The sequence below is a fragment of the Geodermatophilus sp. SYSU D01106 genome (genome assembly GCF_054049995.1).
Genome location: NZ_JBJGYM010000010.1, coordinates 18,131 through 31,467, shown reverse-complemented (window position 1 = coordinate 31,467; position 13,337 = coordinate 18,131). Strand labels below are relative to the sequence as shown.

Here is a 13,337-nt window from a genome sequence, read left to right as displayed (position 1 = left end):
CACAGCGCATGTGGCAGCCTGCGGGCGTGCGCATCCGCCGTCCCGCCGCCCTCGTCCTGGGGCTCGTGACCGTCGCCGTCCCCGTGGCCGGCTGCCGGACCTCGCCGTCCGTGGCCGCCTACGTCGGTGACGAGCAGGTGACCGTCGCCGAGCTGCGGTCGGCCGTCGACGACCGCCTGGCAGACCCGGCGATCGCCGAGGCGGCCGGGGGAGGGGGCGCCGACTACACCCGCCAGGTGCTCACGCTGCTCGTCCGCGAGCGGGTCTACGCCGCGGCCGCCGAGGAGTACGACGTCGAGGTCACCGACGCCGAGCTCGGCGCGTTCATCACGCAGGCGCTCGGCGGCCAGGACGAGGAGTCGCTCTACGCCCAGGCCGCCGGGCAGGGCTACTCGCGCGAGGACGTCCGGGAGAGCGCCCGCCAGCAGCTGCTGCGCCGCGAGCTCGGCCAGGCCACCGGCCAGGGCGACGCGCTGTCGGAGGCCGCGCTGCGCGCCCGCTACGAGGAGGCGCGCGCCGGCCTGGAGCAGGCCGAGGTCGGCTACTTCGTCGTCCCCGACCAGGCCGCCGCCGACGCCGCCGTCGCCGAGCTGACCGCCGCGCCCGCCTCCTACCCGGCGGTCGCCGCCCGCTTCCCCGGGCAGAACTCGCTCCCGCAGGTGGAGAGCACGCCGGTGTCGGAGGTCAGCGGCCCGCTCGCGCAGGGCATCACCGCGGCCGCGCCGGGCACCGGATTCACCACCACGGTGCCCGGCGTCGACGGCGTGGTCGTCGTCTTCGTCGCCACCCGCACGACGCCCACCTTCGAGGAGGCCCGGCCCGACATCGAGAGCCAGGCCGCCAACGGGGTGGAGGAGGCCGGCGCCGCCGTCGTCGGCGAGGTGCAGGACGAGCTGTCGGTGACCGTCAACCCCCGCTACGGCGCCCTCGAGGACGACGTCGTGCAGGAGGCCGACGGCGGCGTCGTCCAGCTGCTGGACGAGGCCGGCACCGAGGCCGGCGCTCCGGCGCCCGCCACCGGTGAGGGCTGACCCGGTGCCCCCGGCCGTCGTCGTCACGGTCAGCCCGCGGCTCCCCGGGCTGTTCGGCCCGGCCGGCTGGGCCGCGCTCGCCGGCCGCCGGGTGGCCGCGCTGCCCGGCGCCGCGGCCACCGCCGAGGTGCTGCGCGCCGCCGGGTGGGACGTCACCGACGCCACGGACGCCGCCGCCCTCGACGCCGACGTCGCCTGCCTCGCCGCGCCGGGGGAGGTGGCCGGCCGGCCCGTCGTCGACGGAGCGCCCGAGCCGCCCGGCGCCCGGCTGCTCGACGTCGTCGCCGTCATGGACCGGCTGCGCTCACCCGGCGGCTGCCCCTGGGACGCCGAGCAGACGCACTCCTCGCTGCGCGGCTACCTGCTCGAGGAGGCGCACGAGGCCTACGACGCGATCGTCGACGACGACCCGGTGGCCATGCGCGAGGAGCTCGGCGACGTGCTGCTGCAGGTCGTCTTCCACGCCCGCGTGGCCGCCGAGGCCGGGGCGGACCGCCGCTTCGACGTCGACGACGTCGCCGGTGAGCTCGTGGACAAGCTGGTGCGCCGCCACCCGCACGTCTTCGGGGACGCGGGCCCGCGCGACGTGGCCGGCGTGGAGGCCGGCTGGGAGGAGATCAAGAAGGCGGAGAAGCAGCGGCGCTCGCCGACCGAGGGGGTCTCGCGTTCGCAGCCGGCGGCCGCGTGGGGTGCCGCGCTGGTCCGCCGCGCCGGGCGGGCCGGGTTCCCGCTGCCGGACGCGGCCGACCTGGGGTCGGCGTCGCCGGAGGAGCTGGGGGAGCGGCTGCTGGCCGTCGTCACCGCCGCGGAGCAGCGCGGCTGGGACGCCGAGGACGCCCTGCGTGAGGCGGTCCGCCGCTACGCCGGCGAGCTCGACGCCGAGGCCCGCCGCCGCGAGCGCTCGTAGGGCGCCGCTCACCCGTCCGGGTGGTCCCGGCACCTCCCGAGTGTATGGGTGGCCGCCGTCTGCCGTCGGTACCGGAGAGAGCCGGTGCATCCGCCGGCCGCGACGGAGGGACCCCGCATGGACGACCGGGCCGAGTCCGCGCAGCGCCACGCCCGCCTGGTCGTGCTGATCCCGGCGCACGACGAGGCGGCCAACATCGGCGCCACGCTCACCGCGCTACGGCAGCAGACGCGGCGGCCCGACCGCGTCGTCGTCATCGCCGACAACTGCACCGACGACACGGCCGACATCGTCCGGGCGCACGGCGCCGAGGTGTACGAGACCGTCCGCAACACCGACAAGAAGGCTGGCGCGCTCAACCAAGCGATCGTGCAGCGGTTCCGCCGCACCGCCGACACCGACCGCCGCGCCGACAGCCCGCCCCGCGCCGACCGGGGCCCCGACCGCCGCACCGCGTCCGGGTGGCAGGCCGCGCAGCCGGCCGCCGGGCCGTCGGCGGACCTGCGCGACGACGACCTCGTCCTCGTCATGGACGCCGACACCCAGTTGGCGCCCGAGTTCCTCGAGGAGGCCGCGGCCAGCGTCGAGTCCTCGCCGGACATCGGGGCTGCCGGCGGCCTGTTCTACGGCCACCCCGGCAGGGGGATGCTCGGCCAGCTGCAGCGCAACGAGTACCTGCGTTACAGCCGCGATGTGGCGCGCACCGGCCGCGTCATGGTGCTCACCGGCACCGGGACATTGTTCCGAGTCCGCGCGTTGCGTGAGGTCGCCGCCGCCCGCGGCACCACGTTGCCGGGCCGCCGGGGCCAGGTCTATGACACCCTCGCGCTCACCGAGGACAACGAACTCACCCTGGCGCTGAAGACCCTCGGCTGGCGGCTCACCAGCCCGGCGGCCTGCACCGTGGTCACCGAGATCATGCCGACCTGGCGAGATCTGTGGAAGCAACGCATGCGCTGGCAGCGCGGCGCTCTGGAGAACCTGCGCCACTACGGACTGACCCGCGTGACGCTGCGCTACTGGGGTCAGCAGGTGGGGATCGGCGTCGGCGTCCTCGCCTTTCAGGCCTACCTCCTGCTGACGGTGCTCGTCCTGATGGGGGAGGGCGGGCTGCAGCTGGACCCGTTCTGGGGGGGCGTGGGGCTGGTCTTCCTGGCCGAGCGGCTGGTGACTGTCCGCCGCGGTGGCCCGCGGGCCGTGCTCCTGGCGCTGCCGCTCGTCGTTGAGCTGGCCTACGACTTGTTCATCCAGGCGGTCTTCCTCCGCTCACTGCTGGACGTCGTCCGGCGCCGCGAGGCGACCTGGCACCACGTCGCCGCCGCCTCGGCGGCGACCTGAGACCCCGAGAGGAGGTGCGTGTGTACAGCAAAGCGGGTTACGTGACTGCCAGCGGCGTGGGCGGGTCGTCCACCCTCGCCTACACCGGGTTCAACACCCTGGCGTGGGTCGTCGCCGGCGTGACGCTGGTCTTCGCCGGCCTGGCGCTGCTCAAGCTCGTCCCCCGGCGCGCCAAGGGCTGACCGCACCGCGTCGACGGCGCCGCCGTGGCACCGCGACGGCCGGGGTGCCGCACCCGGGAACGGGAGTGGTACCCCGGCCCTCCGCCCGGAGCGGGCGAAGGAGTGACCGCGGGCTCGGTGACGACCTCGTCACCGGGTCTCGGGGTCAGGTGTGCTCGCGGGCCGGTCAGCCGACGGCGAGCGGTGCGTCGGGCACGGCGGTGACCCGCGGCGCGGTGAGCATGGCCTTGAGTGCGCCGAGCAGGCCGAGGCCGGCCACCGCGGCGGCGCACCAGACGCCCGGGCCGAGCGAGGCGGCGTCCCCGCCGGCGTCGACCAGCCGGCCGGCGACCGCGGCGGCCACGCCCAGCGCGACCGCCAGCGCGAGCACCCCGGACACCCGGTGGCCCCGCGCCGGGCGGAGCAGCAGGAGCCCGAGGACGACGAGCACGGCGCTCCCGGCCGCCACCGCCGCCGGCTGCCACAGGCCGGTGCGCCCGAGCTCGGCCGCCCCGTCCCGGGCCGCGCCGACCGCGCGCACCACGAGGTCCAGGCCGGTCGTCTCCCGGCCCTGCTCCCAGGGCAGCCAGGCGCTCGCCGCCCCGGCCACGCCCGCCAGCAGCAGGAGCACCCCGCCGGCGACGTCGGGGTGTCGCACGTAGGCCAGTCCCGGGCGCGCCGCGACACCGGCCACCTCGGCGCCGTCCGGGACCGGCTCGAGGTCGCCGGCGTCGTCGTCCCCGGGCGGCTCCGCCGGGAAGCCGAGGACGGACGCACCCGCCCCGGGGTCCGTGTCGACGGGGGTCGGGTCCTGCCGGCGCTCGGTCATCGGGTCCTCCGACGGTGTGGGCGCGGGGAGGCGCCCGAGGCCCGAGATTAGCGCCGATCCTGTTTCGATGGAGTCGCTCCGTGACCGCGCCGTGACCATCTGGTGACAGGTCCGCCGCAGCCACGCGCCGCGGACGGGTGCGCCCCCGGCCGTCGCTAGGCTGCTCCCCGTGCCGAGCATCGATGCCGTAGGCGCGCGGGAGATCCTGGACTCGCGCGGTAACCCCACCGTGGAGGTCGAGGTCGCCCTCGACGACGGGACGATCGCCCGCGCGGCGGTCCCGAGCGGCGCCTCCACCGGCGCCTTCGAGGCGGTGGAGCTGCGCGACGGTGGAGAGCGCTACGGCGGCAAGGGCGTCACCAAGGCCGTCGACGGCGTCCTCGACGTCATCGGCCCCGAGCTCGTCGGCTACGAGGCCACCGAGCAGCGCCTGGTCGACCAGCGGCTGATCGACCTCGACGGCACGCCGGACAAGTCCCGCCTGGGCGCCAACGCGATCCTCGGGGTCAGCCTCGCCGTCGCCCGCGCCGCCGCCGACTCCACCGGCCTGCCGCTGTTCCGCTACGTGGGCGGGCCCTCGGCGCACCTGCTGCCGGTGCCGATGATGAACATCCTCAACGGCGGCGCCCACGCCGACAGCAACGTCGACGTCCAGGAGTTCATGATCGCGCCGATCGGCGCGGCCACCTTCGCCGAGGCGCTGTCCACCGGTGCCGAGTGCTACCACGCGCTCAAGTCCGTGCTGAAGGGCCGCGGCCTGTCCACCGGCCTCGGCGACGAGGGCGGCTTCGCTCCCGACCTGCCCACCAACCGCGCCGCGCTCGACCTCATCGCCGAGGCCGTCGAGAAGGCCGGCTACTCGCTGGGCACCGACATCGGGTTCGCGCTCGACGTCGCCGCCACCGAGTTCCACGGCGAGGGCGGCTACGACTTCGAGGGCCAGACCCGGTCGGCCGAGTTCCTCGTCGACTACTACCGCGAGCTCGTCGACGCCTACCCGATCGTCTCCATCGAGGACCCGCTCTCGGAGGAGGACTGGGACGGCTGGGTCGCGATGACCCAGGCCCTCGGCGACCGCGTTCAGATCGTCGGCGACGACCTGTTCGTCACCAACCCCGCGCGCCTGGCCGACGGCATCTCCCGCGGCGCCGCCAACGCGCTGCTGGTGAAGGTCAACCAGATCGGCACGCTGACCGAGACGCTCGACGCCGTGAACCTGGCGCACCGCAGCGGCTACCGCAGCATGATGAGCCACCGCTCGGGCGAGACCGAGGACACCACGATCGCCGACCTCGCCGTCGCCACCGACTGCGGGCAGATCAAGACCGGTGCCCCGGCCCGCAGCGAGCGGGTGGCCAAGTACAACCAGCTGCTGCGCATCGAGGAGGAGCTCGACGACGCCGCGCGCTACGCCGGCGCGGCGGCCTTCCCGCGCCTGCGGACCTCCTGACCGGGTGAGCGCCGGTACGGGGAGGCGGCGCTCGACCGGCCGCCCGCTCTCGCACGCCGCGTCCCGGCCGGTCCCGGCCGGGACGCGGTCGGGCGCGGGCAGCCGTCCCGACGCCCGCCGCCAGGGCCGGCGCACCCCGCGCCCGGCGGCCCGCACCGCCTCGACCCGGCGGCCGCTGGTCACCGGGCGCGGCGTCGTGCTGGTCGGCGTGCTCCTGCTGCTGGCGCTCACCCTGGCCGGTCCGGTGCGCCAGTGGCTGGACGGCCGGGCCGAGCTCGCCCGGCTCGCCGCGGAGAGCACCGACCTCGACGAGCGCATCGCCGAGCTCGAGGGGCAGCTGGACCGGCAGTCCGACCCCGACTGGACGGCGCAGCAGGCCCGCGAGCGGCTGTCCTACGTGCTGCCCGGCGACCGGCTGGTGGTCGTCGTCGACGGCGCGGTGGCCGAGGGCGACGCCGGCACGCTGCCCGACACGTCCGCCGCCGCGCGGCCCTGGTACGAGCAGCTGCTCGGCTCCGTCACGGAAGCCGACGGATGAAGGACCCCGCTGCCCCCCAGCCCTCGCAGGCTCGGCCCGGGCCCCTCCAGCAGGGCCGTTCCAGTCCCTTCCCGGGACGCCCCGTGCGCGAGCCGATGACGCCGGAGGAGCACGAGACCGTCGGCCGGCAGCTCGGCCGCCCGCCGCGCGCCGTCCGCGCCGTGGCGCACCGGTGCCCCTGCGGGCAGCCCGACGTCGTGCAGACCTCCCCGCGGCTGGACGACGGCACCCCGTTCCCGACGCTGTACTACCTGACCTGCCCGCGGGCGTCGGCGGCGGCGAGCCGGCTGGAGTCGGCGGGCCGGATGCGCGAGTGGCAGGAGGAGCTCGGCACCGACCAGGACCTCGCGGCGGCCTACCGCGCCGCGCACGAGGCCTACCTCGCCGAGCGCGACGCCCTCGGCGAGCTGCCCACCCGCGCCACCGCCGGCGGCATGCCCGACCGGGTCAAGTGCCTGCACGCCCTGGCCGGCCACGCCCTCGCGGCCGGGCCCGGCGTCAACCCGATCGGCGACCGCGCCGTCGCCGGGATGGGGGAGTGGTGGGCCCAGGGGCCCTGCGCGCTCCCCGAGGAGGACCGCCCGTGACCCGCGTGGCCGCCGTCGACTGCGGGACCAACTCCATCCGGCTGCTGGTGGCCGACGTGCCCCCCGAGGGCGCGCACACGGATCTTCTGCGCCGGATGGAGGTCGTCCGGCTCGGCCAGGGTGTCGACGCCACCGGGCGGCTGGCCCCCGAGGCGATCGAGCGCACCCGCGTCGTGCTCGCCGAGTACGCCGCCCAGTCCCGCGACCTCGGCGCGACGGCGGTGCGCATGGTGGCCACCAGCGCCACCCGCGACGCGGCCAACCGCGCCGACTTCGAGGCGATGGTCCGCGACACCCTCGGCCTGCCGCCCGACGTCGTCCCCGGCGACGAGGAGGCCCGGCTGTCCTTCCTGGGCGCTACCGCCTCGCTCGACGCCGCGGCCGCCGCGCACGGCGGCCCGCCGCCCCGCCCGCCGTACCTGGTCGTCGACATCGGCGGCGGCTCCACCGAGTTCGTCCTCGGCGACGCCGGCGGGGTGCGCGCCGCGCGGTCGGTGGACATCGGCTGCGTGCGGCTCACCGAGCGGCACCTGCACGGCGACCCGCCCAGCGCCGACGAGATCGGCCGCTCCGAGGCCGACATCCGCGCCGCGCTGGCCGAGGTGGCCGCCGCGGTGCCGGTGGGCGAGGCGGCCACCCTGGTCGGCCTGGCCGGCTCGGTGACCACGGTCGCGGCGCTCGCGCTGCGGCTGCCGGCCTACGACGCCGCGGCCATCCACGGCTCGCGCATCCCGGTGGCCGCCGTCCGGTCGGTCACCGCCGGGCTGCTCACCGCCAGCCGCGAGCGGCGGGCCGCCGAGCCGGTCATGCACCCGGGCCGGGTCGACGTCATCGGCGCCGGCGCGCTGGTGCTGCGGGTGGTCATGGACGCGTTCGCGCTCGACGAGGTCGTCGTCAGCGAGCACGACATCCTCGACGGCATCGCCCTCCGGCTCGCCCGGGGCTGAGGGCGCCGGGTCAGGGCCCCTCGTTGAGGCCGGGGGGCAGTTTGCCGGTCAGCGACTGGTAGGCGGCCGCGGCGCCGCGTGCGGCGACCAGCCGGCCGGCGGCCACGACGACCCCGGAGAACGCCGCCCAGGCCAGCGCGTCGGGCCAGCTCACCCCGGGCGCCGCCGGGTTCTTCGGCGGGTTGGTGCCGCGGGCGGCGTACCAGGCGGCGTCGGTGAGCTTGCGGGCGGCGATGCCGGCCGGGACGGCGAGCCCCGAACCGAGCAGCTTCCAGGTCAGCGGCGCCTTCTCCTTGCGGGCCATGCGGTGATCATGCCCTGCCTCCCCGGCGGCCGCCCGTCCCCGCCCGGGTGGTCCACTGGGGCCGTGGCAGCCGACGCCCAGGGGTTCCCGGTCACCCGCAGCCCCGCTGGCGTCGCCCGCTCCGCCCGCGCGGCGCGGGACCTCGCCGTCCTCGACGCCCGCGTCTCCGGCTGCCGGGCCTGCCCGCGGCTGGTCGCCTGGCGCGAGGAGGTGGCCCGGGTCAAGCGGGCGTCCTTCCGCGACGAGGAGTACTGGGGCCGCCCGGTGCCGGGCCTGGGCCCCGCCGACGCCCGCATCGCCGTCGTGGGGCTGGCGCCCGCCGCGCACGGCGGCAACCGCACCGGCCGGGTGTTCACCGGCGACCGCAGCGGCGACTGGATCTTCGCCGCGCTGTGGCGGGCCGGCCTGGCCAGCCAGCCGACGTCGACCCACGTCGGGGACGGCCTGGAGCTCTCCGGCGTGCGGGTGGCCGCCGCCGTCCGCTGCGCGCCCCCGGACAACGCCCCGACGCCGGCCGAGCGCGACACCTGCTCGCCGTGGCTGGCCCGCGAGCTGGCGCTGCTGCCGGACCTGCGGGTCGCCGTCGTCCTGGGCGGGTTCGGCTGGACGGCGCTGTGGCCGGTCCTGGCCGGCGCCGGCTATGCCCTGCCGCGCCCGCGGCCGGCGTTCGGGCACGGCGTCGAGGTCACCGTCTCCGGGCCGCGCGGCGAGCTGACCCTGCTGGGCAGCTACCACGTCAGCCAGCAGAACACCTTCACCGGCCGGCTCACCGAGCCGATGCTCGACGCCGTCCTCGCCCGGGCCACCGAGCTGGCCGGGACCGGGGGCGCGCACGAGGGCGAGAGCGGGCCCCCGCGCCCCTAGGCTGGCCCCATGGCGACTCGTCCGGCTGCTGGGTCCCGTCCGGTGGTGCTGGTGGTCGGCGGCGGCTACGTCGGCCTCTACACCGCCCTGCGGCTGCAGAAGCGACTGTCCCGGGGCGGCGCCGAGGTGGTCGTCGTCGACCCGCAGCCGCACATGACCTACCAGCCGTTCCTGCCCGAGGCCGCCGCCGGCTCGGTGGAGCCCCGGCACGTCGTCGTGCCGCTGCGGCGCACGCTGCCCCGCTGCCGGGTGGTCACCGGGGCGGTGCTGTCGCTGTCGCACGCCGACCGGCGGGCCCGGATCGCGCCGGTGGAGGGGGCGCCGTACGAGCTGTCCTACGACGTGCTCGTCATGGCCGCGGGCTCGGTGGCGCGGACGCTGCCCATCCCGGGCCTGGCCGAGCACGGCATCGGCTTCAAGACCGTCGGCGAGGCCATCTACCTGCGCAACCACGTGCTGGCCCGGCTCGACGCCGCCGCCTCCACCGACGACCCCGCCGTCCGCACCCGGGCGCTGACGTTCACCTTCGTCGGCGGCGGCTACGCCGGCATCGAGGCCTTCGCCGAGCTCGAGGACATGGCCCGCTACGCCGTCGAGCACCACTACCCACGACTGTCGCCGAGCGACATGCGGTGGGTGCTGGTCGAGGCGACCGGCCGGATCCTGCCCGAGGTCGACCTCGACATGGCCGCCTGGACGGTCCGGCAGCTCACCGCCCGCGGCATGGACGTGCGGCTCAACACCCGCCTCGAGGAGGTCGCCGACGGCGTCGTCCGGCTCAGCGACGGCGACTCCTTCGCCAGCGACACCCTGGTCTGGACGGCGGGCACCAGGCCCAACCCGCTGCTCGCCGAGACCGACCTGCCCCTCGACGAGCGGGGCCGGGTGCGCTGCGAGCCCACGCTGCAGGTCAGCGGCCTGGAGGACGCCTGGGCCGCCGGCGACCTCGCCGCCGTCCCGGACCTGACGAAGGACACGCCCGGCGCCACCACCGCGCCCAACGCGCAGCACGCGGTCCGCCAGGCCAAGCGGCTGGCCGACAACGTCGTCGCCGTGCTGCGCGGCGAGGAGCCACGGCCCTACCGGCACGCCTACGCCGGGTCGGTGGCCAGCCTCGGGCTGCACGAGGGCGTGGCGCAGGTCTACGGGGTCAAGCTCAAGGGGTGGCCCGCGTGGTTCATGCACCGCGCCTACCACGTGAGCCGGGTGCCGACGTTCAACCGCAAGGCCCGGGTGGTCGCCGACTGGGCGCTGGCCTCGGTGTTCCGCCGCGAGGTCATCGCCCTGGGGCAACTGCAGGACCCGCGCCGCGAGTTCGTCACCGCCGCCGGGCTGGTCCCCGGCCGGCCGGGAGCCGAGCGGATGCAGGCCGGCTGACGCCGCCCGCGGGCGCCGGTCGCCCGCACGCCCCCGTGGCCCAATCGGCAGAGGCAGGCCCCTTAAAAGGGTCGCAGTGTGGGTTCGAGTCCCACCGGGGGCACCGCAGGATCTGCGGTGCACTACACCATGGACCGCAGGAAAGACAGGGCTTGACGTCCCCCGTGACCGATTTGGCAGGGTGACTCCCCGTGAGCAACGGAGCTCACTCCGCCGTCTCGAGGGGAACCAGACGTCCATGACCCAGTCCCACCCGTCCCGCCGGTCACGCGCCGCCGTGATCGGCAGCGCCGGTGTGCTCGCTCTCGCCGGCAGCGTCGTCGCCGCCCTGCCCGCCACGGCCGGCGGCAACGCCTGCGAGAACCGCAACAACAACACCGTCGCCAAGCTGACCGAGTGCGTCACGGTCGACGGCGTCACCCAGCACCTGCAGGCCCTCCAGGACATCGCCACCGCCAACGGTGGCACCCGCGTCTCGGGCAGCCCCGGCTACACGGCCTCCGCCGACTACGTGACCGGCCAGCTCGAGGCGTCGGGCTACACCGTGACCCGGCAGCCGTTCGAGTTCCCGTTCTTCGAGCAGACCGCGCCGAGTTCCTTCAGCCGGATCTCGCCCGACCCGGTCACCTACGTCGAGAACACCGACTACGCGGTCGCCACCTACTCCGGCAGCGGCACCGCCGAGGCCACCGTCCAGGCCGTCGACGTCGTCATCCCGCCGACCCCCGCGGCCAACGGCAACACCAGCGGCTGCGAGGCCGCGGACTTCGAGACCTTCGTCGAGGGCAACATCGCCCTGCTGCAGCGGGGCACCTGCGCCTTCGGCATCAAGGTGGAGAACGCCATCGAGGCCGGGGCCATCGGCGTCGTCCTGTTCAACGAGGGCCAGCCCGGGCGTGAGATCCTGCTCAACCCCACGCTCGGCGCGCCGATCGAGGACGCGGTGCCGGTCGTCGGCGTGAGCTACGCCACCGGTGTGGACCTGCAGGGCGACGTCGTCCGGATCTCCACGACGACGACCAGCGAGGTCCGCGAGACCGAGAACGTCATCGCCGAGCTGCGCGGCCGCACCAGCGACAACGTCGTCATGGCCGGTGCGCACCTGGACTCCGTCGCGGCGGGCCCGGGCATCAACGACAACGGCTCCGGCAGCGCGGCGATCCTCGAGGTCGCGCAGAACATCGCCAAGACCAAGCCGCAGAACACCGTGCGCTTCGCCTGGTGGGGCGCCGAGGAGTACGGCCTGCTCGGCTCCAACCACTACGTCTCGCAGCTGTCGGAGCAGCAGATCGCCGACATCGGCCTGTACCTGAACTTCGACATGGTCGGCTCGCCGAACTTCGCCCGGTTCATCTACGACGGCGACCAGTCGGCGTTCACCGCGCCGGTCACGGTCCCCGAGGGCTCCGACCAGATCGAGTACGTGCTCGAGGACTACTTCGAGCGGCGGCAGCTGCCCTACGAGGCCACCGAGTTCAGCGGCCGCAGCGACTACCAGGCGTTCATCCTCGCCGGCATCCCCTCGGGTGGCCTGTTCACCGGCGCCGAGGGCGTCAAGACGCCGGAGCAGGCCGCCGACTACGGCGGCCAGGCGGGCGTGGCCTACGACCCGAACTACCACCAGGTCGGGGACACGCTGGCGAACGTCAACCGCGTGGCGCTGGACACCAACTCCGACGCCATCGCCTACGCGGTGCTGACCCTGGCCTACGACACCTCGCGGGTGAACGGTGTGACGGGGCAGCCGGTCCCGGGCGGCACCTTCCAGGGTGACCCGGCCGACCGCGACTTCCGCCAGCCGGCCGGCAAGGAGACCGGCGGCGGCGGGCTCGCGCACGACCACGAGCACAGCCACGGCGACACCGTCTGACCCAGCTCCACGACCCGTGGCGCCGTCCCCTCCGGGGGGCGGCGCCACGGCCGTCCCCGGGGCCGTCCAGGGGCCGTCGGGAGGACCGTCTCCACCGCACGGGTGACCGTGTCGCGCGCGGAACGTCCAGGCCACGTGCGACGTTGTAGGAACCGAGTGGGATGCGAGGGTGCAGCCCACCGACCGACCAGTCACCTCGAGGAGATGACGATGCCCAGCTCCAACCCGGTCTTCGGCCGGGGCTTCGCCAACGCCGCCAACGGCAGCGGACAGCAGGGGTACGGCGCTCCCGGCTACGGCCAGCAGTACGGGCAGCCGTACGGCCAGCAGGGCTACGCCGCTCCCGGCTACGGTCAGCCCCAGCCCTACGGCCAGCCGTACGGCGCCCCGCAGGGCTACGACCAGCAGTACGGCCAGCAGTACGGTGCCCCGGCCCCGGCCGGCCCGGCCACCCGCTACATGACGATGGACGATGTCGTCCAGAAGACGGGCCTGTCCTTCCTGGTCACCGTCCTGGCCGCCGCCGTCGTCTGGGCCCTGCCCGGCCAGGCGGCCTGGGGCCTGGCGCTGCCCGCGGTCCTCGTGGCCTTCGTCCTGGGCCTGGTGATCAGCTTCAAGCAGATCGCCAACCCGGCGGCCACGCTGGCCTACGGCGCGCTCTACGGTGTCGCGCTCGGCGCGATCAGCGAGGCCTTCAACACCATCTACCCGGGCATCGTCGTCCAGGCGGTCATCGGCACCTTCGGCGTCTTCGCCGGCATGCTGGTGGTCTACAAGACCGGCGCCATCCGGGTCACCCCCAAGCTGACCCGCTGGGTCGTGGGCGCGCTGTTCGGTGTCCTCGCCCTCGTGCTGGTCAACCTGCTGGTGTCGTTCTTCGTCCCCGGCGGCCTGGGCCTGCGTGACGGTGGCCCGCTGGCCATCGTGTTCAGCCTCGTCGTGATCGGTGTGGCGGCCTTCACGCTGCTGCTCGACTTCGACATGGCCGACCAGGCCATCCGCCGCGGTGCCCCGGCCAAGTTCGCCTGGTACGTCGCCTTCGGCCTGCTCGTCACGGTCGTCTGGCTGTACCTGGAGATCCTGCGCCTGCTGTCCTACTTCCAGGACAACTGAGCACCGGCCCCGTCGCCCCGG

General features: G+C 75.5%; 14 protein-coding genes and 1 tRNA gene. 13 read left to right on the top strand and 2 right to left on the bottom strand.

All coding sequences use genetic code 11. The annotated features are described in order from the left end of the window. Positions 1-26: 26 nt before the first annotated feature. From ACI78R_RS12400 to ACI78R_RS12385, 4 genes are all read left to right on the top strand, one after another. Positions 27-1,031 (top strand): SurA N-terminal domain-containing protein, encoded by a 1,005-nt coding sequence (locus tag ACI78R_RS12400; RefSeq protein ID WP_457040940.1) that lies wholly within the window; start codon positions 27-29, stop codon positions 1,029-1,031. A 4-nt stretch (positions 1,032-1,035) separates the two neighbouring features. Continuing rightward, positions 1,036-1,938, top strand: a complete 903-nt coding sequence (locus ACI78R_RS12395) for a MazG family protein (RefSeq protein WP_457040939.1) — start codon at positions 1,036-1,038, stop codon at positions 1,936-1,938. Between the two features lie 117 nt (positions 1,939-2,055). Beyond that, positions 2,056-3,276: a glycosyltransferase gene (locus ACI78R_RS12390; RefSeq protein WP_457040938.1), complete on the top strand. Its 1,221-nt coding sequence runs from the start codon at positions 2,056-2,058 to the stop codon at positions 3,274-3,276. 20 nt (positions 3,277-3,296) lie between these two features. Further along, the gene (locus ACI78R_RS12385; protein ID WP_457040937.1) at positions 3,297-3,458 is read left to right on the top strand and encodes a hypothetical protein; all 162 of its coding nucleotides are present in this window, start codon (positions 3,297-3,299) and stop codon (positions 3,456-3,458) included. 166 nt (positions 3,459-3,624) lie between these two features. Here ACI78R_RS12385 and ACI78R_RS12380 read toward each other — a convergent pair whose 3' ends face one another. Further along, a complete protein-coding gene (locus tag ACI78R_RS12380; protein ID WP_457040936.1) occupies positions 3,625-4,266 on the bottom strand; it encodes a hypothetical protein in 642 nt (213 codons plus the stop codon). Between the two features lie 169 nt (positions 4,267-4,435). Between ACI78R_RS12380 and eno the strand changes: the two genes are divergently transcribed. The 4 genes from eno (at position 4,436) to ACI78R_RS12360 (ending at position 7,788) form a co-directional block, all read left to right on the top strand. Next, positions 4,436-5,716, top strand: coding sequence for a phosphopyruvate hydratase (gene eno, locus ACI78R_RS12375; RefSeq protein ID WP_073418607.1), 1,281 nt, complete (start codon positions 4,436-4,438; stop codon positions 5,714-5,716). A 4-nt stretch (positions 5,717-5,720) separates the two neighbouring features. Then, entirely contained in the window at positions 5,721-6,254 is a 534-nt protein-coding gene (locus ACI78R_RS12370) for an FtsB family cell division protein (protein WP_336032869.1), read from the top strand. Between the two features lie 83 nt (positions 6,255-6,337). After that, positions 6,338-6,841, top strand: a complete 504-nt coding sequence (locus tag ACI78R_RS12365) for a DUF501 domain-containing protein (RefSeq protein WP_217651104.1) — start codon at positions 6,338-6,340, stop codon at positions 6,839-6,841. Next, positions 6,838-7,788, top strand: a complete 951-nt coding sequence (locus tag ACI78R_RS12360; RefSeq protein WP_175562778.1) for a Ppx/GppA phosphatase family protein — start codon at positions 6,838-6,840, stop codon at positions 7,786-7,788. Before ACI78R_RS12365 ends, ACI78R_RS12360 begins: the two co-directional genes overlap by 4 nt. Before the next feature lie 10 nt (positions 7,789-7,798). Here the strand turns inward: ACI78R_RS12360 and ACI78R_RS12355 are convergent, their stop codons facing one another. Continuing rightward, positions 7,799-8,092: a DUF4235 domain-containing protein gene (locus ACI78R_RS12355; protein ID WP_073418609.1), complete on the bottom strand. Its 294-nt coding sequence runs from the start codon at positions 8,090-8,092 to the stop codon at positions 7,799-7,801. A gap of 63 nt (positions 8,093-8,155) precedes the next feature. Here ACI78R_RS12355 and ACI78R_RS12350 point away from each other — a divergent pair, with 63 nt between their 5' ends. The 5 genes from ACI78R_RS12350 to ACI78R_RS12330 all read left to right on the top strand — a co-directional run bounded on the left by ACI78R_RS12350 (position 8,156) and on the right by ACI78R_RS12330 (position 13,316). After that, positions 8,156-8,956, top strand: coding sequence for a uracil-DNA glycosylase (locus ACI78R_RS12350; RefSeq protein ID WP_457040935.1), 801 nt, complete (start codon positions 8,156-8,158; stop codon positions 8,954-8,956). 9 nt (positions 8,957-8,965) lie between these two features. Further along, a complete protein-coding gene (locus ACI78R_RS12345; protein WP_457040934.1) occupies positions 8,966-10,333 on the top strand; it encodes an NAD(P)/FAD-dependent oxidoreductase in 1,368 nt (455 codons plus the stop codon). Between the two features lie 29 nt (positions 10,334-10,362). Next, positions 10,363-10,436, top strand: a tRNA-Leu gene (locus ACI78R_RS12340). 135 nt (positions 10,437-10,571) lie between these two features. Further along, the gene (locus tag ACI78R_RS12335) at positions 10,572-12,203 is read left to right on the top strand and encodes a M28 family metallopeptidase (protein WP_457040933.1); all 1,632 of its coding nucleotides are present in this window, start codon (positions 10,572-10,574) and stop codon (positions 12,201-12,203) included. 210 nt (positions 12,204-12,413) lie between these two features. Then, on the top strand, positions 12,414-13,316 hold the full coding sequence (locus tag ACI78R_RS12330; RefSeq protein WP_073419524.1) for a Bax inhibitor-1/YccA family protein: 903 nt from the start codon (positions 12,414-12,416) through the stop codon (positions 13,314-13,316). Positions 13,317-13,337: the final 21 nt, after the last annotated feature.